This is a genomic window from Leucobacter sp. CX87 (assembly GCF_018682295.1).
Lineage (GTDB): Bacteria > Actinomycetota > Actinomycetes > Actinomycetales > Microbacteriaceae > Cx-87.
The window spans coordinates 364,497-387,304 of the sequence record NZ_JAFIRI010000002.1; the positions used below are offsets into that span (position 1 = coordinate 364,497).

Here is a 22,808-nt window from a genome sequence, read left to right on the forward strand (position 1 = left end):
GACGGCGCGAGGCATCAGTCGTGTTGCGGATCAGCCTGCATCGCGGTGGAAGTGATCCGGTTCACCATGCCGCTGAAAATGATCCCGTGAAATGGCAGGATCGAAAACCAGTACAGTCGCCCAGCGAGTCCTCGGGGAAAGAAGATCGCGCGTTGTCGGTACAGCGAGCCCTTGCCGTCGGGAAGCACTTCCATCTGGAGCCAGGCGAGACCGGGGAGCCGCATTTCGGCACGGAGCAGCAGCAGGCGTCCGCGTTCCAGACGCTCCACCCTCCAAAAGTCGAGCACTTCGCCAGTCTGCAATCGTTGCGGGTGGCGGCGGCCTCGGCGAAGTCCCACCCCTCCGACCAGCTTGTCGGCCCATCCCCGAAGCGCCCATGCCAACGGGAAGGAATACCACCCGTTTGCTCCGCCGATCCCTTCGACGACGTTCCAGAGCTTCTCGGGAGTCGCGTCCGTCCTCCGCTCGCGGGAATCGGTGAAGACCGTGCGTCCGGCCCATTCCGGATCGCTGGGCAGCGGGTCACTGGGCGCATCGCCCACTGATGAGTTCTGCCAAGTGGTCTCGACGGCACCGGCATCCAGCTTCGCGAGCGCAAGTCGGACCGCTTGGCGGTACCCGGTGAGGCCACCCTCGGGCGGCGGAATGAACTCGTCAATGTCGTGCTCGGTCATGACGCAGTCGTGTTGCAACGAGGCGATGATCGGAATGGCCAGTCTGCGCGGAATCGGAGTGACCAGGTTGACCCACTGCGAGGCGAGCCAGGGGGTCAGTACCGGTAGTGCTGCGATCGGCCGCTGACGCAGTCCCGCTTCAAGCGCGTACCCGTTCATCATCTGGCCGTAGCGCAGCACGTCCGGTCCCCCGATATCGAACGCACGGCTGACTTCAGGAGGAAGCTCTGCGGCCGCAACGAGGTAGTACAAGACGTCGCGTACCGCGATCGGTTGGATGAAGTTGCGCACCCACTTCGGCGCCGGCATGTATGGCAACACGTCAGTCAGGTGCCGGATCATCTCGAATGAGGTCGACCCGGAGCCGATCACCACACCGGCCTGCAGCGCAACCGTGGGGACGCCAGAGGCAAGCAGGATCTCGCCCACCTGTTTGCGCGAGGCCAGGTGTTGTGACAGACGATGCCCTCGGGGGTAGAGCCCCCCGAGATAGACAATTCGCCCCACCCCAAGCTGTGCCGCAGCCGTCGCGACGTTCCGAGCAGCACGGCCCTCAGCCACTGCAAAGTCGCCCTTGGTGCCCATTGAATGGACGAGATAGTAAACCACGTCCTTGCCCGCGCAGGCTTCAGCCACCGTGTCTGGGTCGAGCAGGTCGCCTGCGACGATCGTCACTCGCTCTGCCCACGGCACGTCCAAGAGTTTCTGAGGCGATCGCACCAGTACCGTGACCTTGTACCCGGCGTCCAGCAGCCGAGGGACGAGTCGTCCACCGATGTACCCGGTTGCCCCGGTTACGAGAACACTCTTCATTTCGTTGTCCCTTCTGCGATGGGATTCAGAGGCCGAACCCGTCCGGCGAGGGCGTGATGGCCCTCGCGCGCACGCAAGGTCGCTCCCAGGTCATGCAGGGCACGGCGGGCGTCTTCGGGAAGGTTCAGCATGGAATCAATGGCGATTTTGATCTCGGCGACTGTGGCTTCATTGGGCGCCAATGCGGCCCCGAACCCGATGCGTTCGAGGGCTTCTGCACCGGCAAACTGATCTGTGGAGAAAGGCAAGACGACGAGAGGTACGCCGAAAGTGAGGGCCTCCGTCACGCTGTTATTGCCGCCATGCGTCACCCCCAACGCCGCTGCCCCCAGCAGCGTGACTTGCGGGAGGAACTCCCCCACCAACCAATGATCGGGGACATCTCCGAGATCCGCGATGTCTGCGGATCCATACGCAATAGCGGCACGAACGTTCGCCACCCGCAGCGCCTCGGCGACCTTACCGAGGACATCGCCGCGAACCGACAAAAAGCTGCCAAAACTGACGTAGACAAAGGGCTCGTCAGTGGCGGACAACCATTCTTCGATGTGAGGTTCTGGCGTCTCTGCACGCACGGACGCACCAATGAACTGGTGCGCCGGAAGGTGCGCCAAACGATCTGGCGGCATGAGTTCCGCCGGGTAGTTGAAGACGAGGGGATCTCCGTGCTCGGCAAACGCGTTCGGAGAGGGCGCGCGGTTCGGCGCCAATTCTGCCAAGGCAGTGTTCCATTCGGAGGTAAACGACTGGCTCACTTGTTCACAGAGTTCACGCAATTCGGTGACTTGCTGCTCGCTGGGTGAGAACGCGGAGGGCCAAGCAGGGGGCAGCCCGTACACCTCGCCGGCGGCTGTCATCGGCAGTGCGGTCGGGTGACCCAGCACGACATCGACATAATCAATCCCTGCGGCTACGAGCGCGAGTCGCGCGCTATAGGCCAGATGATCGACCATAATCGTCGTCGGATTCAGGTCTTCGACGATCGCTTGGACTGCCCGGGCTGTGGCGACCGGCTCCCACATGAGGTCGTTCAAACGGGCCTCCGCCTGGAACGACAGCGTCTGGATCATGCCCTCGCGGGTTGCAGCGAAGAAGCCTCGAAGCGCATCATCTTCGCCGTCTGGTTGCTCCTCGGCGCGAATGATCCCCGGGTTTGAGCCCCGGCTCAGCTGGAGACTGACATGTTCGTAACCGAAGGAGCGGACAATCGAAGCGGTGGCGGGTCCAGTCGCGACAACCACCCGCTCACCAGCCTCCAACCAGCTGCTTCCCAGCGCCGCGAGGGGGTAGAGATGTGAGGCATAGTCGGGGCTAATAATCAGTAGCGTCATGCGGTGCGCACCAGTTCTCTTCGTTGTGCTACGTCATCGCGGTGGACGTCGGAATAGACTCGCGTCAGGGCCTCGGCCATCGCCTCAACCGTGAAGCGTTCTTGCACGACGCCCCGAGAATAGGCAGCTCGTTCAGCGGTGGTTTCCTCGGCTGCGCAGTCCAAGGCGTCCTGCATTGCGCCGCGCAGTAACTCCAGATCCCAGGTCGTGGTCAAGAAGCCGGTTCGGCGCTGTTCCACATAGGTCGCTGGGCCACCGCCGTCAGGGGCCACCAGCAACAGCCCCGAGGCCATGGCTTCGAGAAGCGCCAGACCAAACTCCTCCTTCAGACTTCCGCACACGTAGACGCCACCCGGTGCGATGAATCCAGGCAATCCGATCCGGGTGGCCGCGATCCAGCGAGAAACGGTGGTGTTCGGGCGATGCCCCGAAAGCACAAGACCCGCTGCCATCCGATTCTCGGGATCTACCGTTTGGTCGATGCGAGTCAGTTGCTCGCGTTCATCGGCTGAGGGGTTTTCCAGATTTCCCCCGACGAGCAGGAGGTTCGCACGAAGGCTCAGATCTGATCCGGCCCAGGCGGCAACGATCGAGGCCATGCCCTTCACCCTGTGGAATCTGCCGACACTGATGAGTACCGGTAGGCTCCGGCGTTCCCTCGGAAGCTCCTCGAGCAGTGCGCACAGTTCCGCGAGGGGAGCGCTCGGGGGGCCGCCATCGGCACAGGCTTCTGCTTCGCGCACTGCCTGGTCGATCACCGCCAGATCAATGCCTTCCGGAACCGTCGTGTGCCGCCCTGGTTCACTCCCCATGTCGATGCCCATGAGGTCTTGCATGTCATGTTGCAGGTTTGGTCGCGGGAAGAAGACATTGTGGGCTGAGTTGGCCGCCAACCGCTGGACCAGTCGGGCCCGGAACCAGAAGTGCTCTGCTTCGTCAATCGTGCCGAAATTCTGGCGGTGCAGCTTCCCTGACATGTCCAGGGAATTAATGAGACCATGCGGGTCTGGTGCCGCCGTGAAGATTACCGGTATGTCGAGCTCGCGCGCGACATCGAATGCCGCCAGGCTCCCCACGTCTGCCATCCGAAGATGAATCAGGTCCACGGGTCCTGCCGCCTTCAGGATCCGCGCAATGCCCCTGCGCGCTGCCACTCGGAGCGGCCAAGCATTCGTCGCCTGCATCGGTTCCTGCAGCAACGGAATGCGGCCGTACTGGTGGCCAGAACGTTCGTCTTCGATCGCGGACAAACTCTGTACGGCATCGTCCACTCCACCTCTCGACAGTGTGATGACCCGCTTGATGGGCAGCTGCCGAGACGAGTCAGTACTCGAACTCCTAACACCTCTTTCTGAGCTACTGACGAGCGCATCACCCAGTCGGACCAACAACGTGGCGATCCCACCAGTATCTCCGCTGCCCGCATGACGGAGCTCTGGGTCAATATCTGCGTGGAGAAATAGTTGGGCGACCGTAAGTCCCGCCTCAGGAAGCGGCGTCGAACTTCCACTACGTGCTTCGTCGTGATTCGCCAAGTCAGTCAGGGCAAGTCGCGCCACCTCTCCGAGCGGCGCTTCTGCTTCAGCCAGCTGCGTCAGGCGTCGTTGGACTTCCTCGCTGCCCGCGCGTTCGCCTAACGCTGCGACAGCAGCCATCCTGACGGCGATCTCTTCACCTGTATCGCTGGCGATACGCAGCAGCGGTGCAGTCGCAATCGAGTGGTGCACCAGACCCAGAGTCTCGGCCAGTCGGTATCGGCTGGGCGCGTGCGTGAGGCTGAGTAGCGCACTTTCCAGACCGATGGCGACGAGTTCGGGAGAGGACCTCGCCCAGCGCTCGAGGGTGCGCTGGGCCAGCATCCCGACAAAACCGCCCGCGATCACCAAACCGATGAGTCGCCCGATCGGCCCTGGGCGGGGGGCACGCGCATGCAGCGCCCAGGCCGCATGCTCTCGCACAAACCCGCGTTCGCTGGACAACAAGTCAGCGAGCGCTTCGTCGGACTCTTCGTCAGCGATGTTCGCGAGCGCGTGTATCGCCGCGATCGCAGAGATCTGGTCTGAAGATTCGATCGCACTCAGCAGGATCAGAACATTGCGTATTCCCCCGTCGCGGCTGGCCTCGACGGCGAGCTCGTCTGCCAGGCGGAGGACTTCGACGAGTCGATCAGCGCTCTGCACCGCTTCGAGACAGTTACGAACTCGCATTCATCTCCCAATTCAAGCGTCATGAATCTTCAGCCTGGCGGCGAAAATCCCCCTCAAGTCACTGCTGTGTCCGAGTTTCCAGTCGTTCAGAGCAGTCCCTGCCTCTCGAAGACCGTGATTGATTGCCTAGCTATTGTCTCGTTTATCTAGGTACATTGGCAACAAGGCCCTCATCTCGTCCGTCACCCGCCACAGCGAGGAACATAGTTGTGAATTTCGCTCAACGTAACACCGCAACGCGTCGACCAGAGGACGAGCGTCTTCCCGCGGGACGCACACTCGCCTACGGAATGCAGCACGTGCTCGCCATGTACGGCGGCATCATCGCACCTCCGTTGATCGTTGGCGGTGCAGCCGGGCTCAGCGCGCAAGAAATTGGCCTCTTGATCGCGAGCTGCCTGTTTGTCGGCGGACTCGCAACCATTCTGCAGACCGTCGGCATCCCGTTTTTCGGATCCCAGTTGCCGTTGGTACAGGGCACGTCTTTCGCAGCAGTAGCCACCATGGTCGCGATCATTGATAGTGGCGGAGGCATCCAAGGCGTGTTTGGCGCCGTGCTTGCGGCTTCCACTATCGGCTTCCTTGTTGCCCCGTTCTTTGCCCGAATCGTTCGGTTCTTCCCTCCGGTTGTGACCGGTGTGGTGATTACCATGATTGGCATCTCACTGATTCCTGTCGCCGCAAATTGGGCAATGGGGGGTAACTCAACCGCTGACAGCTACGGAAGCATGGGCAACATTGGGCTTGCCGGTGCGACACTCTTGATTGCACTTCTGCTCTCCAAGCTTGGAAATGCTGCGATTGCCCGGTTAGCCATCTTGCTCGCGCTGTTGCTGGGCACCGGCCTGGCGTGGCTGCTCGGCATGGCTGATTTTTCGACGGTCGGCGAGGGCGCATTTTTTGCCTTCCCGCAGCCGTTCGCCTTTGGCTGGCCAGTCTTTGAGGTGGGAGCCATCATCTCGATGACGGTCGTCGTCTTGGTGATTCTGACGGAGACTACCGCCGACATTCTTGCTCTTGGTCAGATCGTGGGAACGAAGGTCGACAAGCGCCGCATCGCCGACGGGCTCCGGGCAGATATGGCATCTAGCATCCTGGCCCCAATCTTGAATACCTTCACCCAGAGCGCGTTTGCCCAGAATGTCGGTCTGGTGGCGATCACCGGCGTCAAGAGCCGTTTCGTCGTTGCCGCCGGCGGCGGGATCCTGGTCACTCTTGGCCTTTTGCCAGTGCTGGGCCGAGTGGTCGCCACCGTTCCCACTGCTGTTCTGGGCGGCGCAGGAATCGTCCTCTTCGGCACGGTCGCGGCCTCAGGTATTCGCACCCTCAGCAAGGTCAGTTATGAGGGGAACTTTAACCTCATCATCGTCTCGACCTCAATCGCATTTGGCTGCCTGCCCATCGTGAAATCAGACTTTTACGATGCCTTCCCAACTTGGTTCGGAACCATCTTCCACTCTGGAATTAGTTCGGCTGCGATCATGGCGGTCTTGCTCAACCTGCTGTTCAACGAGTTGAAAATCGGCAAGAAGAACCACCACACGCCTGCAGCTGTCGGCGCTGCTCCACGAAGCGGCTCAGACGCTCCCGTTACACATCAGCCCATCACGCCTCCCCCTCCAGGACCTGGCATGCCGGAATAGTCCGCAGAAGCCAAGCTCGTCGACGTCCGCGTGGCGCTGGCGACTGCTGGGAGCGGTCGCTACCGCTTCGTGCGGCATCGTGATGATTCTCGCAACGTTCACCATCACCCATTGGATTGCTGCGTCTGAGATCTAGCATCGGGTACGAAGATGTTCGGACGAACAATCTGGGCACCCGCGGAAGGTAATCAGCCAGTATCGTCAGCGTTATGTGCACACGAGTCTTCTGGAACGACAACCCGATCGCGAAGGTTGCTTCGCGCTGCATGGATTGGGAGGTGAGCGACGAGCCAGAGCTCTGGTTCTATCCTCGCGGCCTCGATCGATCGGGCGGCACACAACCAGATGCCGCCACCTGGAAATCGTTGCATTCGAGCGTCGGGCTCAGCATGTGGAACGTCGGAACCTCCGATGGCATGAACGAGAAAGGCCTCGCGGCGCACGCGCTCTTTCTCGATGACATTCACCCGCCCACCGACACGGGTGCGGCCACCATCACTATCGCAATGTGGGCGCAATACGTTCTTGACCGCTTTGCCAGCGTCGCTGAAGTGCTCGAGCACCTCGGCGAGGTGCAGCTCATTGCCCCGCCAATCAGGGGACAGTACATCGGCGCACACCTCGCCCTTGAAGACCCTTCGGGAGACTCGGCGATCATAGAGCCGATCGACGGCGAATTGGTCGTACATCACGGTGCAGAGTTCTCTGTCATGGCGAACTCCCCCAACTACGACGAGCAACTCGCGAATCTCACTCGCTATGCACCGTTCGGCGGCGATCTGACCCCTCCCGGCGACATCACCTCACTCGATCGTTTCGTGCGCGCCAGCTACTTTCGGCACTATCTCCCCGAACCCGCAAACCTGACCGAGGTGGTCGCAGGAGTGTTCCGCGTCTCGCAAAACGTGGCAGTTCCGCCGGGTGCCCCCTACCGCGACGGAGGTGTCTACCCCACGTGGTGGCATTCCGCGAGCGACGTGACCAACCAGATCTACTACTTCTGGTCAACCCTCAGCCCCTCGGTGATTTGGGTAGATCTCGCCCAGCTCGCTGACGGCGCCGAAGTGCTCGCGCTCAATCCGCGTCAAAACGCCTTGATCGGTGATGTGACCGCGCAACTCGCGGCTGCTGAACTCGCGTACTAAACGCTCTCGGTGCGACGAGGTCTGGGGAGTGCGCAGTCCACTCGAAGGCCTTCGCAGCCCTCGTGCAGGACAGCTCGTGCAGGTATCGTGCCCCACATGAATAGTCGACCTGAACCTTCTGACCGTGTTCGGCAAGTCGTCGTCTTCGTGCTCGCTCTTCTGGCGGTCGCTGCCGCGGGGCTCGGTTCGGGCGCCTTCGGGGGAACGCCTGTGCAAGACGCAGCGGGCGGTGCGCTGGCCGCCGACGCGACCTTGATTGCTCCGGGAACTCCCGCGTTCAGCATCTGGTCGGTCATTTACCTGGGATTGCTGGCCTACGCCGTTTGGCAGCTGGCTCCCGCTCAGGCAGCACGGTTGGTCCAGCGTCGGGTTGGCTATCTCATCGCTGCCTCCATGCTGCTCAATGCCGCTTGGCTGGGTGCCATCCAAATCGGACAACTCTGGCTGTCGGTGGCGATCATTGTCGTCCTCCTGGTGGTGCTCGCCCGCACCCTGAGCCTGCTGCTGCGCACGCCGAGAGGAGTAACCACTCGTACCGGGGCCATTGTCGAGTCCGTGGTGCTCGATGGAACGGTGGGGCTCTATCTCGGGTGGGTCACGATCGCCTCCGCAGCGAACGTTGCTGCCTGGGCGGTAGCGGCCGAATTCAGCGATTTCGGTATTGAGCCCACCGTCTGGGCCGTGGCCGCTCTGGCGATTGCCGCCTGCATTGGCGTTGCCACGGCGATCTTCAGTCGCGGGCGCCTCACCCCAGCGATCGCGCTGAGCTGGGGGCTGTGCTGGGTTGCGATCGCCAGGCTCACCGACGAACCGGCGTCACTACCGGTCGGAATCGCGGCGTGTGCCGCGGCGGGAATCGTCATCGTCGCCGCAATCGCGACACGCCTGGTCGCTCACCGCCGTTCAGGCGACCAGAGCGTTGCGTGATCCAGACCAACCCGGCAGACAGGTTCTCGGAACCCGCGAAAATTCTCTGCATGAATTTTCCATCCGATACCCCGCTCGCTCCGAACATAGAGAAGACTGCGACGCAACGAAGGAAAGCCCCGGAGAATGTCGCTAGTTTGGCATACTAGTAGCTAACGTCGCCAAATATCCCTGCACCTCCCACCAGACGCCGTTCGTGACCACGGTTCACCAATCATCGGAGCACTCATCGTGAGGAACATGACCCCGACACACGCCAGCGGAAGCTCAGATCAACGTTCTGCGGCAGAGCCTCTGGTCGACATCAGCGGCGTCCGGAATGTCACTGAGCTTCTCGCGGCTCGCTTCGCTACCGCACCCGATCACATCGCCTTCGAAACGCGAGTTCCCGGGGCGGCCCTCAACGAACCGTGGCGGCAGATCAGCACGCGGGAGTTCATGGCGGAGGTTGCTGGGGCAGCAAAGGGACTGATGGCCAGCGGGGTGAACGCTGGCGACACGATCCTCATCATGTCCCCCACGCAATACCGATGGACCGTCGCCGACTTCGCGGCCCTGTTCGCCGGAGCGGTCGTCGTTCCCGTATATGACACGGCCTCTGATGCGCAGCTGCAAGCGATCCTCGCCGACGCCCGCCCCACCGCCGCATTTGCCGGCGACACGAGTCTCGCGCGCCGCATCTCGCGAGCCGCGGCAGGCGCCGTCGAGGCTCCCCCGAGCGTCTGGGTGCTCGAAGCGAGTGATCCAGAAGATGAGGGGCCCGCTTTCTACTCGCTCGACGACCTGATCCATCTCGGCGAAGCGGTCAGCGATGCCCGTCTCGAGGAACGCCGGCTCACAGCCCAGCTGGACGACATCGCGACCATCGTTTACACCTCAGGCACCACCGGCTCACCCAAGGGCGCGCTCATCACCCACCGCAACCTCGTCGGGCAGGTGCTGAACACGGCAGCCGCCTACCGCGAGGTGGTCAAGGAGACCGGCAACACGATCCTGTTTCTTCCGCTCACGCACGTGCTGGGTCGCGCGTTGCAGCTGATCTGCGTCGCGAATGGCATGCGCGTCGCGCACCTGTCGAACCCGAAGGAAGTCGTGCAGGCGCTCGCGATCCTGAAACCGACGTTTCTCGTGGTGGTGCCGCGGGTGCTCGAGAAGATTCAGGCGGCGGCCGCGGCCTCGGCCCGCGAGAAGAAGGTCGAGCCCATCTGGTCGGTCGCGTCGACGGTCGCGCAGAAGTGGGGTCGGTATCTCGAAACCCGCGACCAGGATCCCTCAGCCCGCGCTCCCCTCGGCCTGCGCATGCAGCGCGCGTTCTTCGACCGCCTGTTCTATCGTCGCCTGCGTGCGGTGATGGGCAACCGGATCGAGTACTTGCTCTCTGGGGCGGCGACCCTGCAACCCGACCTTGCACGATTCTTCCGCGGCATTGGCGTGCCGATCATTGAGGGCTACGGGCTGACCGAGACCACAGCGCCGCTCACCGGCGGCCGCCCCGGTTCGCTCGTCGCGGGCAGCGTCGGCCGGCCGCTCCCCGGGAACGCGGTACGAATCGCCGCCAACGGAGAAGTCCTGGCCCAAGGGGTCGGCGTCTTTGCGGGGTACCGCGACGAGGCGCAAAACGCGCAGGCCTTTGTCGACGGGTACTTTCGGACGGGCGACCTCGGCACGCTGAACGCAGACGGGTCGCTAACGCTCAACGGACGGCTGAAGCACGTCATCGTGACCTCCACTGGTCGCACCGTCTCTCCCGAGCCCTGGGAACAGTCAGTCGAGTCGCACCCGCTCGTCGCGCACGCCGCACTGGTGGGCACCGACCGGCCCTATCTCACTGCGGCGCTCGTCATCGATCCCGAGGCGGTCACCGAGTGGTTTCGCACGCTTGGTGAATCGCTGCCAGCAGAGGTCGAGGCTCCCGGCGTGACTGTCTGCACCGACGGACGCCTCGAAGTGGCGCTCTCGGGCGCGGTGGATCGCGCCAATGCCACCGTGTCACCTGCGGAGCGCGTGCAGTATTGGCGCGTCATCGTCGTCGGCAGCGACCGCTGGGACGACTTCGTCACGCCCACCATGAAGCTCAAGCGCCAGGCGCTCATCGACGAGCTGCAGCCGATCCTCGACGAGCTCTACCGCTAGGCCTCGCGCCTCGCGCCTCGCCCCTCCCACCTCTACGCCACCCCACACTCGACAAGGAACCGTCATGCAACGTACTCGCCCATCCTCAGTGATCCTGATCGCCGTTGCCGTCGTCATCGGGTGCGCCCTGGCGCTCGCGGGAAGCCAGCATGGCTGGACCATCGGCGTCATGCCCGGGTTTGCGATCGCGGTGGCGGTGGCGTTCGTGGTGCAGTGGGTCGCGTTCATCCCGGCCGCCATCGCACAGACCGATCGCTACTTCGACGCGACCGGCAGCGTGACCTACATCAGCGTCACCGCGATGTTGCTGTTGCTTGCTCCGGCACTGGACGCACGAAGCCTGATCCTCGGCGCCCTCGTCATCATTTGGGCGGTCCGGCTCGGCAGCTTCCTCCTCGCCCGCAACCTGCGCAGCGGCGGGGACGATCGCTTTGACGAGATCAAGCGTTCGAAGCTTCGCTTCCTGTCGGTCTGGACCGTGCAGGGGCTCTGGGTGAGCCTGACCGCTGCGGCGGCGTGGATCACGATTGCCTCGGCGAACACCGTGCCCCTGGGCTGGACCACCTGGCTCGGTCTCGCGATCTGGGTGCTCGGGTTTGGCATGGAGGTCATCGCGGATCTGCAGAAGAGTCAGTTCAAGGCGAACGGAAACAACGCCGGGAAGTTCATTCAGTCGGGCCTGTGGTCGGTCGTGCGCCACCCGAACTACCTCGGCGAGATCCTGCTCTGGGTGGGTGTCTTCATTATCGCGGCGCCGGCGCTGCAGGGCTGGCAGTGGATCGCGATCCTGTCCCCGGCCTTCGTGGTGCTGCTGCTGACCCGCGTGTCTGGCATCCCGCTGCTCGAGGCGAAGGCGCAGCGCAAGTGGGGCGACGACCCCGAGTACCTTGCGTACCGCGCCCGCACCCCCGCACTGATCCCGGGATTGCAGGGGAGATAACCTAAGCGCATGGACACTGCTGCCCCGAAGCGGGCCGCACGCAAGGCGGAATCAAGTTCCGTCTTGCGTGCTTTGGCGCGTGGCGGCTTTGCCGCAAACGGCGTCGTGCACCTGCTCATCGGTGCCATCATCATCGTCATCTCATTTGGCGGAAGAGGCGAGAGCGACCAGGCAGGCGCGTTCATGGCGATCGCCTCAGCACCGCTCGGCTTTGTCGCGCTCTGGGTGCTGGCGGTCGCGCTCTGCGCGCTCGGGATATGGCACGCGCTCGAGGGTTTGCTCGCGCGGAATACACGTGACGACGCCAAGGGCTTCGCCAAAAAATGGGGCCGCCGCATCTCCAAGTGGGGTCAGGCGTGCATATTCATCGCGCTGGGCGTCGTCGCAATCGCTGTCGCCCTCGGGGCGCGCGTCGACAGCGAGGAGTCCGCAGAGAACGCCAGCCATGGCATCCTGTTGCTGCCCGGCGGCCCGGTCATGCTCGGCCTCCTCGGGCTCGGCATCGGCATCGGGGGCGTCTCATTCGTGGTGATGGGCGTGCTGCGCAGTTTCCAGAAGCAGCTATCAATCCCCTCGGGCACGCTCGGTGGCGTAGTGACCGCGCTCGGTGTGATCGGGTTTCTCGCCAAGGGCGTGGCCCTGGTAATTGTCGGATTTCTGCTGGTCGTCGCCGCCGCGACAGTCGATGCCTCCTCTGCGGGCGGGCTCGACGGGGCCGTCCAAGCGCTCTTGACCGTCGCCCTCGGGCCACTTCTCGTCTGCCTGGTCGGCATCGGCTTTGTCGCATACGGCGTGTTTTGCCTCTTCCGCGCGCGATACGCCCGGTTGTAATCGCGGGCGAACCCCACGACGGTACGTGGTGTCAGATTCCGTGCCCTACAGCGCGGTCTTGCCCGCGGCTCGCGTCATCGGGACGTGAGGAATCCCGTCTTCGACGAAGACCTCGCCAGAGCGAGCGAATCCCAAGCCCTCGTACCAAGCCTCCAGGTGCTGCTGCGCGTCCAGCACAATCGTCGCTTCGGCGTTGTCGGCAATCGCACGCCGCATGAGTTCGGCGGCGAGGCCTCTCCCCCGCGCCGCCGTCGCCGTGGCGACGCGTCCGATGCGCGCGCCGTCCGGCTCCGTCAGCACTCTGAGCGTCGCGAGCACGGCGCCGTCTTCCTCGGCCCAGTACAGGCGGGCGGGCGGCTCGACATCCCGGCCGTCGAGTTCGGCGTAGGCGGCCTGCTGTTCGACGACGAACACGTCTACTCGCAGTTGCAGAATCGCGTACAGGCGAACAGGATCCATCTCGGCGACGCTGGCCTTCTCGAAGCTCACGGTCACGTGTGTTTCTCCTTCTCCACTGCGGGCCTCGCTCGGCGTGCGCCGGGCAGGTATCTCTTGCCTCCCAACGTATCGGACGCCAGCCAGCTGGTAAGCGGTGCGGTCAATCGCAGGATCCTGCCGCTTGCGTTCACTGACGGGGACGAAATGCCACTGGCGGCGGCTAGACCAATGAGCGCTGTGGTCTCAATGGCACCGGGGGTCACGGCGTTCACGCGGATTCCTTGTTCAGCGGTTTCCTTGGCGACACTGCCGGCCACAGACACCACGCCATGCTTTACTGCACCATAGGGGTCAAATACGGGGTGCCACTGATGGCTGCGAGCGGGGCGATGTTCGCGATGGTGCCGTATCTCTGTGCCCGAAAGAAGGCGACCTGGCTTTGCATCGCCAGAAGGGTTCCACGTAGGGTCGCGTTGATGGTGCGGTCCCAGTCCGCGGCAGCGATCTTCTGCACAGGCGTAGGCATGATTCCCACGCCGGCGTTGTGGACTGCCTTGTCCGGGCGACCGAAGGACTCAATGGCCAAGGGAACCAGCGCGTTGACTTTCGCTGCGATAGCGCCCGCTGGACACGAATCAGGCTGCCAGTCTGAGCCAGCATCGTCTGATGGCGGACCCCGAGAAGTCCTCTAGATGAGGCGTAGCTCACCGCGAACGATTGAGTCACCGGAGTGGCCGGGGTTTCCGTCGCCAGGTTCCTCCGAAATGTCCACAAGTGAATACGCGCTCAGATCGACATCGGCCGGGACCGTGAAATGGCCGCTCGTACCGTCCAAGAATCCGAGGCTCAGGAGGCCCGACGTCTCAGGGTTGATCAGCCACACCTCGCGGAACCCGCCAGACGGAGCGTCAAGTTCTACAACCAACTCACGGGACCCGTTCGAATCCTCCAGCTGCGCGGAACCGGCAGCCTGCCAATTCGGGAACGGATCCAGCGTGGCCTTGGCGACCACCTGCGTTGCCGTCGGAGACCATAGCTGGGCTCCGGCGATGCCGAGAACGACGCCGACAAAAAGTGCCGCGACGGCTACTGGCCACCAGCGGCCGAAACCTGAACTTCGGCGTGCAGAATCGATGGGCGTCACGGTCGCGGACGGTTCGTTTGCGGTCTGCGCTCCCCGTTCGGAAACGGCAGAGGTCATTTCGACAACGCCACCGGCAGCGCCCGAGCGGGAGAGCGGGTCGGCGGCAACGGCATCCGTCAGGGCTAATTCGGCATGGATCGCCTGCCAAACGTCGGAAGCTGGCGCCACCAGCTCAATCTCGGCGGCGTCGCGACCGCGTGTCAGTAGGTGGCTGATCGCATCTAGCTCGGTCGCGCAGTATTTGCACTGCGCTACGTGCGCTCGTTCTCCTTCGTCAAGCTCGTGGTCGCCGAGGGCGACCATGGCCAAAATGTCTTCATCAAGATGCATCATTCACCTCCAAGCGGTTGCGTAATCGGGTCAGACTTCGTCGAATGTGGCTCTTCACAGTACCGAGCGGGATGCCGGTCGAGTCTGCGATCTCCGCGTGCGTCATGTTCCTGTAGAACGCGAGTGCCATGACTTCTCGAGGAACGGGCTCCAGCCGGGCCAGCTCGTCGGCAAGCAATAGCCGGTCCACCAGATCATCGTCGACCAGGTGTTCGGCTGTCAGCGCGGCTTCTGCACTGACTTCCTCAACCCGACGGGCGCGTGAGCGGGCCTCCAACGCATCGGCGATGCGGCGTCGCGTGATCCCGGTGATCCACGAGCCGAGGGCTCCGCGCTGAGGCTCGAAGGTGGCACGCCCCCGCCAAGCAGAGATGAAGACCTGTTGCGTGACGTCTTCGGCATCGGCGGTCGTACCGAGCGCCCGGAGAGCGAGGGTGTGTACGAGGGGGGACCAGCGTGCGTAAGCGGCGGAGAGGGCCTGCTCATCTCCGGCAGAGAAGGCCAGGGCGATGTCCGACTCGTCGAGGAACGCTGTTACCAAGTACTCGTGCCCTTCTTTCTCGGTGTAGCGCAGATCCGGCCAGCGGAAGTGGTCCTCGGTCGTGAACTCAGTTGATGCCAAGGTGGTTGCAGACAGCATAGTGAAGGTCTCACGGTCTCGGCAGCGCGGTGACGATCACATTTGACAGGTAGGCTCCGTCTTCGTTGTCAAATTCCCCTCCGCACGTAACGACCGTGAGCCTATTTGCGCCGGTGCGATCAAAGACACTCGCCCAGGGCACGTCGCTCTTCACGACCATCCCGCCCTCGGCAACCTCGTACACGACCTCGGAGCCGTCAGCCGTGGTGACGATGATCTCGGTGCCAGGGACCGCCTCGGTCAATCGCGACATGGGTCCGAGGCCATAGCCCACCGCGTCAACGTGTGCCGCGATCACTACCGAGCCCTCAGCGCTCCCCGGCCAGGATCCGTAGCGGTACCAAGACGCATCTGCGGGGTTCTCCGGCAGCGCCATCGAGTCGTTCTCCGCAAGGCCCATCGGTTCGACGGCCATATCAATGCCCAGCGACTCAACGCGAAGGCGCACCGGTGGGACTGCCTGCGGGCGTTGGTTCTCGAGTCCCGCACTGACCTGAGGCACGTCGACGGCGGGAGTCTGGGCGGGAGAAACCGCCGGTGGCGCGGCGTTTACTCGCGGGTCATCGCTCGGTTTGCCTGTCGCGGCGAGCGAGCATCCGGCCAGCGTGCACAGCACGGCGAACGCCGCAACGAGGGAGCTGACGCTTCTCGTTGCGGCGTTCATCGCGGTGCTCTGTTCTCTGTCAGCACGCCGCTGGTTTAGCGACGAGCCTTGGCACGAACGGCCATGGTTCCCACTGCAGCCGCGAGCAGGGCGACGAGGCCGGCGCCCATCCAGAGGCCAGCAGATTCAGCGGGCATGTTCGTGGCAACCAGGCCAGCCGAACCAGCGGGGATGCTGCCCGGGTTGGAGTGCAGCCCATCGATGGTCTGGACGGCGAGGGCGAGGTTGTCGTCCTCAAGGCTGCCCCAGGCGTACACGATGGTATTGACGCCCTCGGCTACGTTGACATCAGCCGGGCCAATCACCGGGTCAGTGGTACCCGTCGCGGCTACCGAGGCAGAGACCATTCCGGCCGCGAGGTTGAGAACCTTCTCGTTGGGGTTACTCAGGTCGGTGATGACGGCGGAACCACCGGCAAGCACGTCGACAGCGGGTGCGGCAGCCACGTGACGAACCGTCAGGCGACCCTGCCCTGCGTCAAGTTTCGCAATGTCATTGGTGAACAGCGTGGCACTGGGCTCGCCCGCCTCCGTGAGGTGCGCCGCAGCGGTGTAGTTGCCACCAGCAGCCAGTGTGAGGTCGATCGGCCCGAGAACCGGAGCGGAGTCATCTGCCGCGTCAGCGGCGGTGAGTGCGACGCTGTAGGTGCCAGGAGCCAGCTCAAGGGGGCCAGCAAGAGTGCCGGGGGTGAAATCGTCGAGGGTGAGCTCGCCGTTCACATAGACATCAACGGTCAGGCCAGGAATACCGTGCAACACGGACAACTGGGCGTCGCCCTCTGCCGCGGTGGCCGGCGCAATAGCGGCGACGGCGATGAATGCTCCGGCTGCGATGCCGGTTGCAAGTAGCTTACGCATGGATCTACCTCCTGATAGGGCCCGAGGGCAATTTGCACTTTCACTACTACTTCCGCCACCGGAGCGCGTTTGGATGCAGCTCTGGAGAAATTTTTTCGGCGATAGTCTCCTTGCCCCAACTGGTGCCAATCAGGCAAGCGGAAGAGCGCCTCAGCATCGAGGCGACAGTTCGCTTGGCCGGTTCAGATTTCTGAGCGGACGCTTCTCGCGGAGCGCCCACTGGCGAGCTTCGGAGTTCCGGCGAAGCCGCAGCCCTCCCGCGTGCTGCGCTGGATGTGCTCGCTGCTGACGGGATTCCCTTGGTGGTGTCGTGCCGGGTATTGACGCTTGTTCGATATCCGCCGGTGTCATCCTGAGTTCGAATTTCGCCTCGCCCCTGTTCCCGACCCGCTTCGGCGGAGAGCAGCCGCAGCAACAGGTCCATCGCGTTTGCGCCATACAGGTGCCCCGCATTCGCGTCCTCATATTTGTCCCGGCTTGTGCCGGCAGAGGTATTGAGCGTGCACCGCGGCCCCAGCAACCCACCATTCGTCGACCACGACCGCGGGTTCCACACCCGTTCGCCCGCCCAGTAGCATTGCCCGTGGAGACCCACGACGAGGAGGCGCAAAGCGATGCCACAGAACGAGGGCGAGCGGCCACTCGAATCCGCCGCGGGCTTTCCGTTCGCCGAACGCATCAACAGCGCGACCCTCGAGGTGCGCGAGACGATCGCCGCGAATACCCGTCGCGCTCGACTCCTTGCGGGAATGAGCGTACGCGAACTTGCGGAACGCGCACACCTGAGCCCGGCGCTCATCTCTCAGATTGAGCGCGGCGTCGCCAACACGACGGTCGACACGCTCGTCAAGCTCGCCGAAGTGCTGAACCTCTCCTTTCCCGACCTCACCTGGCGCTATGTCGCCGAACCGCACGTCGTGCGCGCAGACGAGGGTGAGATGGAGATCGAGCCGGCCGGTACTGTCCGCACCCTGTTCGGATCCACCGATCGCCGGCGCTTCACCGTGTCCATCGGCACGACCGACCCGAACTCCATGCGCGACCCCGTGACGCACGGGATCGGCTCGGTCGAGTACTCCGTCGTCATTTCGGGCGAGGTGACCGTGGTGACGCCCGACTGGAGCGTGCACCTGCGTCGAGGCGACGCGGTTCGATTCTCTGGAGAGTTCCCCCACAGTTACCGCACCGGGGATTCTCCCTCTGAGGTGCTGACGCTCGTCGCCTCGACCGACGACTGGGACACCACCCGGGAGTAGTGCCCGGTCCCCTTACTCGTCCGCGGTCGGCCGCAACACGACGAGGCCGCGGAAACCCGGATCCTTCCCCCACCAGACGATCTTGTCGAGGTCAGCCTGGGCGATGGGGAGGTGGCTTGCGTCGACCCAGCTATCACCGTTCCCCGCATCAATCCACGGGTCGTTCACGACGAAAATGCCGTCGCTGTGCGCGTGCGCCAGGATCCAGTGCGAACCCGTGTCGTCGTGGAAGTAGAACTCGTCAACCAGCAGCAAGACGGTCGAGTGTGCTGCGATTTCGGCGGCCACCTCGTCGAGGGTGAACAGGCGGTATGTGATCGGGATGTTCAGCTCGGCCGCGATCCGCGCGTCCTCGCCGTCAATCAGCTCACGCACTTCGAGTTCCCACGGCTTCAGCAGGTGCTCTCCCAGGATCACGTCTTCAGTACTAATGAACACCTCGGGACGGTAGGTGTCGAGGTCCGCGTAGACCGCAAGCGCGATGGGGCCGGCGCCGGGCTGATGTGCGGACTGGCGGTAGAGACGCAGCTCTTGCGCACGAGTGATCTCCTCGCCCGTCTCGGCCGACTGCGCCATGAGCAACGAGACCGGGCCGCAGCTGTACTCCGTGGTCTGACGGTAGTAAGGGACGTCGCGCGAGGGCGCCGCCTGAAGCCACCGCACGTAGCCCGCGCGCTGGCTCGTTCCTGCGCCCGAGGCGATGGGCGCCTCCATCTGGGTGAAGCCGTTTCGGGCGGCGTGCGCCCCCTGCTCTGCGCGCGCATCTTCCCACTTCAGGGCGGCGATCCCGCCCTGCTCGTGCGCGTGCTGCACCAGCTGCGCGACGGCGGCATCGAGCGCCGCATCGCTCCGCGACCAGACCTGGGCGATCTTGCGGTACGCGGTGTACGGCCGTCGCGTCACGAGCAGCGCCGCGGCCAGGCCCGCGTCGTCGCGCGCAAGCACGAGTTCCGGTCGGTATAGCTCGTGCGCCGTCAGCCAGGCGGGCGCGGCCAACGCGCCGATGGCCTCGACGAGTTCCGAGTCCAATTCCTTGCCCCGCTCGGTGATCGAGGTCGAAATGGCGGTGTCCGGCAAGAGTGTAGTCATGATGGTTCCTTTGATGTCGAACGTACTGATGGAAAGAGTTCTGGCTGAGCCAGGGCATCGCCGAGCTCCGCTCCAGCGCGCACCCCCGTGGCCCGCGCCGCAGCGACGAGTCGAGCCGTATACGGGTGCACGGGATGCTGCAGCACCTCGCTGGTCAGGCCTTCCTCAACGATGATGCCCTCGTTGAGGACCACGACGCGATCCGCAATGTGGTTGATCACCCCGAGGTCGTGGGAGATGAAGACAATCGAGAGCGACTCCTCGTCGCGCAGCCGGGCAATGAGGCGCAGGATCTGGGCCTGCACCGAAACGTCGAGGGCCGACACCGACTCGTCGCAGATGAGAACGTCGGGTTTCAGCGCAAGGGCTCGCGCGATCGCGACGCGTTGCTGCTGCCCTCCCGATAACGCCCGCGGCAGCCGCCGCAGCAGGTGCTCCGGCAAGCCCACGTTCGCGAGGAGCTCGGCGGGAGTCGTCACCGTGTCCCCCGCCACGCGCAGCGATTCCTGCAGGGCAGTGTGAATCGTGTGACCGGGGTTCAGCGCAGAGGCCGGATCCTGGAACACAATCTGCACGCCGCCGGTGGGAGTGGTGCCGCGGGTCCGCCTGCGGAGCGAGCGCGGCTCCGGGTGGATTTCGCCCTCGTCCCACGTTTCGAGGCCGACGATGCAGCGCGCCACGGTGGTCTTGCCCGATCCTGACTCCCCCAGAATGCCGAGAATCTCGCGGGGCATCACCGCGAATGACACGTCATCGAGCACCGTGTGAGAGCCAAACTGCTTGCGGAGACCCGCGACGGAAAGCGCCGCCCCGGAGGCGTCCGCCGCGGCCGCAGGCGCGTAGGGCGCCGGCTGCGCGAAGACCTCGGCCGGCACAACCTCGGGGCGAGCCTCCCCCGCGAGATAGACAGCCACGCTTCTCCCGTCCTCGAGGCGCACCTGGTACGGGGGCGGCGTGGATCGCACGGATTCGGCGCTCGCGTAGCCATCGCCAAAGGAGGACCCCGGCGGGAGCTCGACCGAGAGCGGCGTCTCGATCCAGGGCTTGGCGGGAAGGGCGGTGTCGCGACGGTCGAGCGAGGGCGACGACGCGAGCAACCCCTTCGTGTACGGGTGGGCCGGCGCCGAGAGCACGAGCTCGGCACGGCCCTGCTCGACGACACTGCCGCCGAACATGACCTCGATGGCGTCCGCATGCCCGCGCACGAGCTCGAGGTCATGGCTGATCAAGATGACGGACATACCGCGCTCGGTGCGCAACCGATTGATCAACGCCAGCGTCTCACCCTGGGTCGAGGCGTCGAGTGCGGTGGTCGGCTCGTCGGCGATGAGCACCGCTGGGTCAGCAGCAAGGGCGGCCGCGATGGCGACGCGCTGACGCATTCCCCCCGAGAGCTCGTGCGGATACTGCCGAGCGACGCGCTCGGGCAGACGCACCTCTGCAAGGCGCTCGAGCACGCTGGAGCGAATCTCTGCGCGGCTCATTCGACCGGGCGCCCGCTGATGTGCGAGGAGGGTGTCCGCGACTTGCGCGCCCACCCGTCGGAGCGGGCTGAGGCTGGTGAAGGGATCCTGCATGAGCAGGGCGATGCCGTTGCCCCGGATGCCCCGCCAGTCCCGCTCGGTCACCGCGCCGAGATCAAGGGGGTCGGCGCCCAGAAGCTGGAGGGTTCCGCGGGCGCGGAGCCCAGTCGGCAGCAGACCGGTCAGCGCGCGCACCGTGAGCGACTTGCCCGATCCCGACTCGCCGACCACCGCGAGCGTTTCGCCGCGACGCACCGAGAGTGAGACCTGACGCACGATGTCGCCCACCGCACCAGAGATCGTGAGCCCCGAAAGCGAAAGCGCAGCGTTTGTGCTCTGCCCGGTCCCGGCCGGAAGAGTTGCCTCGGCGGTCATCTGTTGCCCCGTTCTTCGAATCGCTCACTCAGCCAGTCGCCGAAGAGGTTAATCGCACAGGCGACCACGATAATGAGCAGGGCCGGAGTGATGACCGCGGCGGGGTTGCCCGCCATAATCGTCCAGCCGTCTGCGAGCTGCCGGCCCCAGTCGGGGGTGCCGGGCGCGATGCCGAGCCCCAGGAACGACAGCGACGAGAGGGCGACCAGCGCGAACGCCGTGTTCAGCAGCAGGTTCGTCACTGCCATGCGCAGCACGTTGGGCAGAATGTGTACGAACATGATGCGGGTGCTGCCGATTCCCGCGACCCGGGCCGATTCGATGTAGGGCCGGCTCGCCTCTTCGAGCACCACGCTGCGCACGATTCGAGTGTCGGACGGGCTAAACAAGAGCACCAGGAGCGCGATGCTCAGCCAGTACCCCGAGCCGAGAATTCCGACCACCACGAGCGCTACGAGTACGACGGGGAGGGCGAGGAGCAGGTCTGCCCAGCGCGAGACGAGGGCGTCCACCCAGCCACGGCGGTACCCGGCGAGCGTGCCGAGCAGCACGCCGAGCACGCTGGAACCGAGCGCGATCACGATCGGACCGATGATGGCGGTGCGTGTCCCCGCGATGGCGAGTTGCAGCGTGTCACGCCCCAGCTGATCGGTGCCCAAGAGATGACCGGGCGAGCCCGGGGGCAGCATGGAATCGGCGAGATCCTGATGGTTTGCGTCGGGCGCGAGCATCGAGCCAAAGGCTGCCAAGAACAGCGCGAGCAGGATCACGGCGACCGACGCGATGATCAGCGCCGGCGGGCGATGCTTCCTGGCCCGCTGAGGGGCGATCGGCGCCCACTGGATAGGTGTGGTTTTCATGCGGCATCCCTCCGGCGAAGACGGGGATCGAGCGCGATCGACACGAGATCAACGATGACCGCCACCGCCACGATAAAGAGCGCGATCAGCAGCGTCACGGCCTGCACGACGGGTACGTCCTTGAAGATCACCGAGTCCTGCAGGAGCGTGCCGAGCCCCGGGAACGCGAACACCGTTTCCACGAAGATCGCGCCGCCCACGAGCGAGGTGAGCACGAGGCCGCCGCCGGTGACGATGGGAGTTGCCGCGCCGCGCAGGGCAAGCAGGTTGATTTTCCGCTGGCTCAGGCCGCGCGCGCGAGCGAAGGTAATTGAGTCATGGGAGTACTCGCGCACCAGGGCGGTCCGCGTGATCTTGGTGAGGATGGCGCTCAGGCCGATGACGAGCGCGATGGCCGGCAGGGTGAGATGCCAAAGGGTGTCGAGGCCGCCGGACCCAAATCCGTAGAGCGGGAACCAATCGAGGCGATACGAGAAGACAAGGATGAGGAGCAGGCTCACCGCGAACGCTGGCGCGCTGACCCCGATGACGGCGGTGGAGGTGATGAGGCGGTCGAGCGGGCCGCCGGGGCGACGGGCGGCGAACATGCCCAGGGGAACGGACACCACCACGGAGATCAGAAAGGCGAGCAGTGCGAGCATTAACGTTGCTCCGGCGCGCTGGCTGATCACCAGACTCACCGGCTGCTGGTACCGGATCGACGTGCCGAAGTCGCCCTGCACCGCGTTGCCCAGCCAGTGCGCGTACTGCAGCAGGAACGGGTCGTCGAGGCGGTACTGCGCGCGCAGCGCCGCCACGGTCTCGGGGCTCACCTTCTTCGGGCCGAGGAGGCTTTGGACGAGATCCCCCGGAGCGAGATACATCAGCGAGAAGACGAGGAGCGAGAGGGCCACGAGCAGCGCGATCGCCCCGAGCGTCCGGGCGGCGAGCATCCGGGCAACCGGATGCCCCCTGCCCGGACGCTTCGAGGTGGTGAGACTCATGTGCA

At 64.4% G+C, this 22,808-nt stretch carries 19 protein-coding genes and 1 pseudogene; 7 read left to right on the forward strand and 13 right to left on the reverse strand.

The window, feature by feature from the left end; translation table 11 throughout:
- Positions 1-14: 14 nt before the first annotated feature.
- Genes KOE53_RS04730 through KOE53_RS04740 form a run of 3 tightly spaced genes read right to left on the reverse strand, consistent with a single transcriptional unit; the run spans position 15 to position 5,025 of the window.
- Complete coding sequence (locus tag KOE53_RS04730) at positions 15-1,487, reverse strand: SDR family oxidoreductase (RefSeq protein WP_188057584.1); 1,473 nt, start codon at positions 1,485-1,487, stop codon at positions 15-17.
- A complete protein-coding gene (locus tag KOE53_RS04735) occupies positions 1,484-2,818 on the reverse strand; it encodes a nucleotide disphospho-sugar-binding domain-containing protein (protein ID WP_188057585.1) in 1,335 nt (444 codons plus the stop codon). The genes KOE53_RS04730 and KOE53_RS04735 overlap by 4 nt, the downstream gene beginning before the upstream one ends.
- Positions 2,815-5,025 carry a glycosyltransferase gene (locus KOE53_RS04740; RefSeq protein WP_188057586.1) on the reverse strand — a complete coding sequence of 737 codons (2,211 nt, stop codon included), beginning with the start codon at positions 5,023-5,025 and terminating at the stop codon, positions 2,815-2,817. Before KOE53_RS04740 ends, KOE53_RS04735 begins: the two co-directional genes overlap by 4 nt.
- Before the next feature lie 209 nt (positions 5,026-5,234).
- Here KOE53_RS04740 and KOE53_RS04745 point away from each other — a divergent pair, with 209 nt between their 5' ends.
- From KOE53_RS04745 to KOE53_RS04770, 6 genes are all read left to right on the forward strand, one after another.
- A complete protein-coding gene (locus tag KOE53_RS04745; RefSeq protein ID WP_188057587.1) occupies positions 5,235-6,668 on the forward strand; it encodes a nucleobase:cation symporter-2 family protein in 1,434 nt (477 codons plus the stop codon).
- A 209-nt stretch (positions 6,669-6,877) separates the two neighbouring features.
- Positions 6,878-7,813: a linear amide C-N hydrolase gene (locus tag KOE53_RS04750; protein ID WP_188057588.1), complete on the forward strand. Its 936-nt coding sequence runs from the start codon at positions 6,878-6,880 to the stop codon at positions 7,811-7,813.
- A 96-nt stretch (positions 7,814-7,909) separates the two neighbouring features.
- Positions 7,910-8,740: a TspO-related membrane protein gene (locus KOE53_RS04755; protein ID WP_188057589.1), complete on the forward strand. Its 831-nt coding sequence runs from the start codon at positions 7,910-7,912 to the stop codon at positions 8,738-8,740.
- A gap of 240 nt (positions 8,741-8,980) precedes the next feature.
- On the forward strand, positions 8,981-10,873 hold the full coding sequence (locus KOE53_RS04760) for an AMP-dependent synthetase/ligase (RefSeq protein ID WP_188057590.1): 1,893 nt from the start codon (positions 8,981-8,983) through the stop codon (positions 10,871-10,873).
- Positions 10,874-10,937: 64 nt separating this feature from the next.
- Entirely contained in the window at positions 10,938-11,813 is an 876-nt protein-coding gene (locus KOE53_RS04765) for a DUF1295 domain-containing protein (RefSeq protein WP_188057591.1), read from the forward strand.
- A gap of 9 nt (positions 11,814-11,822) precedes the next feature.
- Entirely contained in the window at positions 11,823-12,644 is an 822-nt protein-coding gene (locus KOE53_RS04770) for a DUF1206 domain-containing protein (protein ID WP_188057592.1), read from the forward strand.
- Positions 12,645-12,689: 45 nt separating this feature from the next.
- Here the strand turns inward: KOE53_RS04770 and KOE53_RS04775 are convergent, their stop codons facing one another.
- From KOE53_RS04775 to KOE53_RS04800, 6 genes and pseudogenes are all read right to left on the reverse strand, one after another.
- Entirely contained in the window at positions 12,690-13,139 is a 450-nt protein-coding gene (locus KOE53_RS04775) for a GNAT family N-acetyltransferase (RefSeq protein WP_353055580.1), read from the reverse strand.
- A pseudogene (locus KOE53_RS13790) lies at positions 13,136-13,668 on the reverse strand (SDR family NAD(P)-dependent oxidoreductase). The gene KOE53_RS04775 and the pseudogene KOE53_RS13790 overlap by 4 nt, the downstream one beginning before the upstream one ends.
- 102 nt (positions 13,669-13,770) lie before the next feature.
- A complete protein-coding gene (locus KOE53_RS04785; RefSeq protein ID WP_188057593.1) occupies positions 13,771-14,559 on the reverse strand; it encodes an anti-sigma factor in 789 nt (262 codons plus the stop codon).
- A complete protein-coding gene (locus tag KOE53_RS04790) occupies positions 14,546-15,196 on the reverse strand; it encodes a sigma-70 family RNA polymerase sigma factor (protein WP_188057594.1) in 651 nt (216 codons plus the stop codon). Before KOE53_RS04790 ends, KOE53_RS04785 begins: the two co-directional genes overlap by 14 nt.
- Before the next feature lie 10 nt (positions 15,197-15,206).
- Complete coding sequence (locus KOE53_RS04795; RefSeq protein WP_188057595.1) at positions 15,207-15,860, reverse strand: class F sortase; 654 nt, start codon at positions 15,858-15,860, stop codon at positions 15,207-15,209.
- Positions 15,861-15,895: 35 nt separating this feature from the next.
- The gene (locus KOE53_RS04800; RefSeq protein ID WP_188057596.1) at positions 15,896-16,717 is read right to left on the reverse strand and encodes a DUF4397 domain-containing protein; all 822 of its coding nucleotides are present in this window, start codon (positions 16,715-16,717) and stop codon (positions 15,896-15,898) included.
- A gap of 614 nt (positions 16,718-17,331) precedes the next feature.
- On the opposite strand from KOE53_RS04800, the gene KOE53_RS04805 reads away from it, so the two are divergent.
- Positions 17,332-17,973, forward strand: coding sequence for a helix-turn-helix domain-containing protein (locus tag KOE53_RS04805; protein ID WP_188057597.1), 642 nt, complete (start codon positions 17,332-17,334; stop codon positions 17,971-17,973).
- A 12-nt stretch (positions 17,974-17,985) separates the two neighbouring features.
- On the opposite strand, the gene KOE53_RS04810 is transcribed toward KOE53_RS04805, so the two are convergent.
- From KOE53_RS04810 to KOE53_RS04825, 4 genes are read right to left on the reverse strand one after another with little or no spacing between them, the layout of a single operon-like run.
- Positions 17,986-19,062, reverse strand: a complete 1,077-nt coding sequence (locus KOE53_RS04810; RefSeq protein WP_188057598.1) for a peptidase C39 family protein — start codon at positions 19,060-19,062, stop codon at positions 17,986-17,988.
- A complete protein-coding gene (locus tag KOE53_RS04815) occupies positions 19,059-20,960 on the reverse strand; it encodes an ATP-binding cassette domain-containing protein (protein WP_188057599.1) in 1,902 nt (633 codons plus the stop codon). The genes KOE53_RS04810 and KOE53_RS04815 overlap by 4 nt, the downstream gene beginning before the upstream one ends.
- Positions 20,957-21,820, reverse strand: coding sequence for an ABC transporter permease (locus KOE53_RS04820; protein ID WP_188057600.1), 864 nt, complete (start codon positions 21,818-21,820; stop codon positions 20,957-20,959). The genes KOE53_RS04815 and KOE53_RS04820 overlap by 4 nt, the downstream gene beginning before the upstream one ends.
- Entirely contained in the window at positions 21,817-22,803 is a 987-nt protein-coding gene (locus KOE53_RS04825) for an ABC transporter permease (RefSeq protein WP_188057601.1), read from the reverse strand. Before KOE53_RS04825 ends, KOE53_RS04820 begins: the two co-directional genes overlap by 4 nt.
- Between the last annotated feature and the right edge of the window lie 5 nt (positions 22,804-22,808).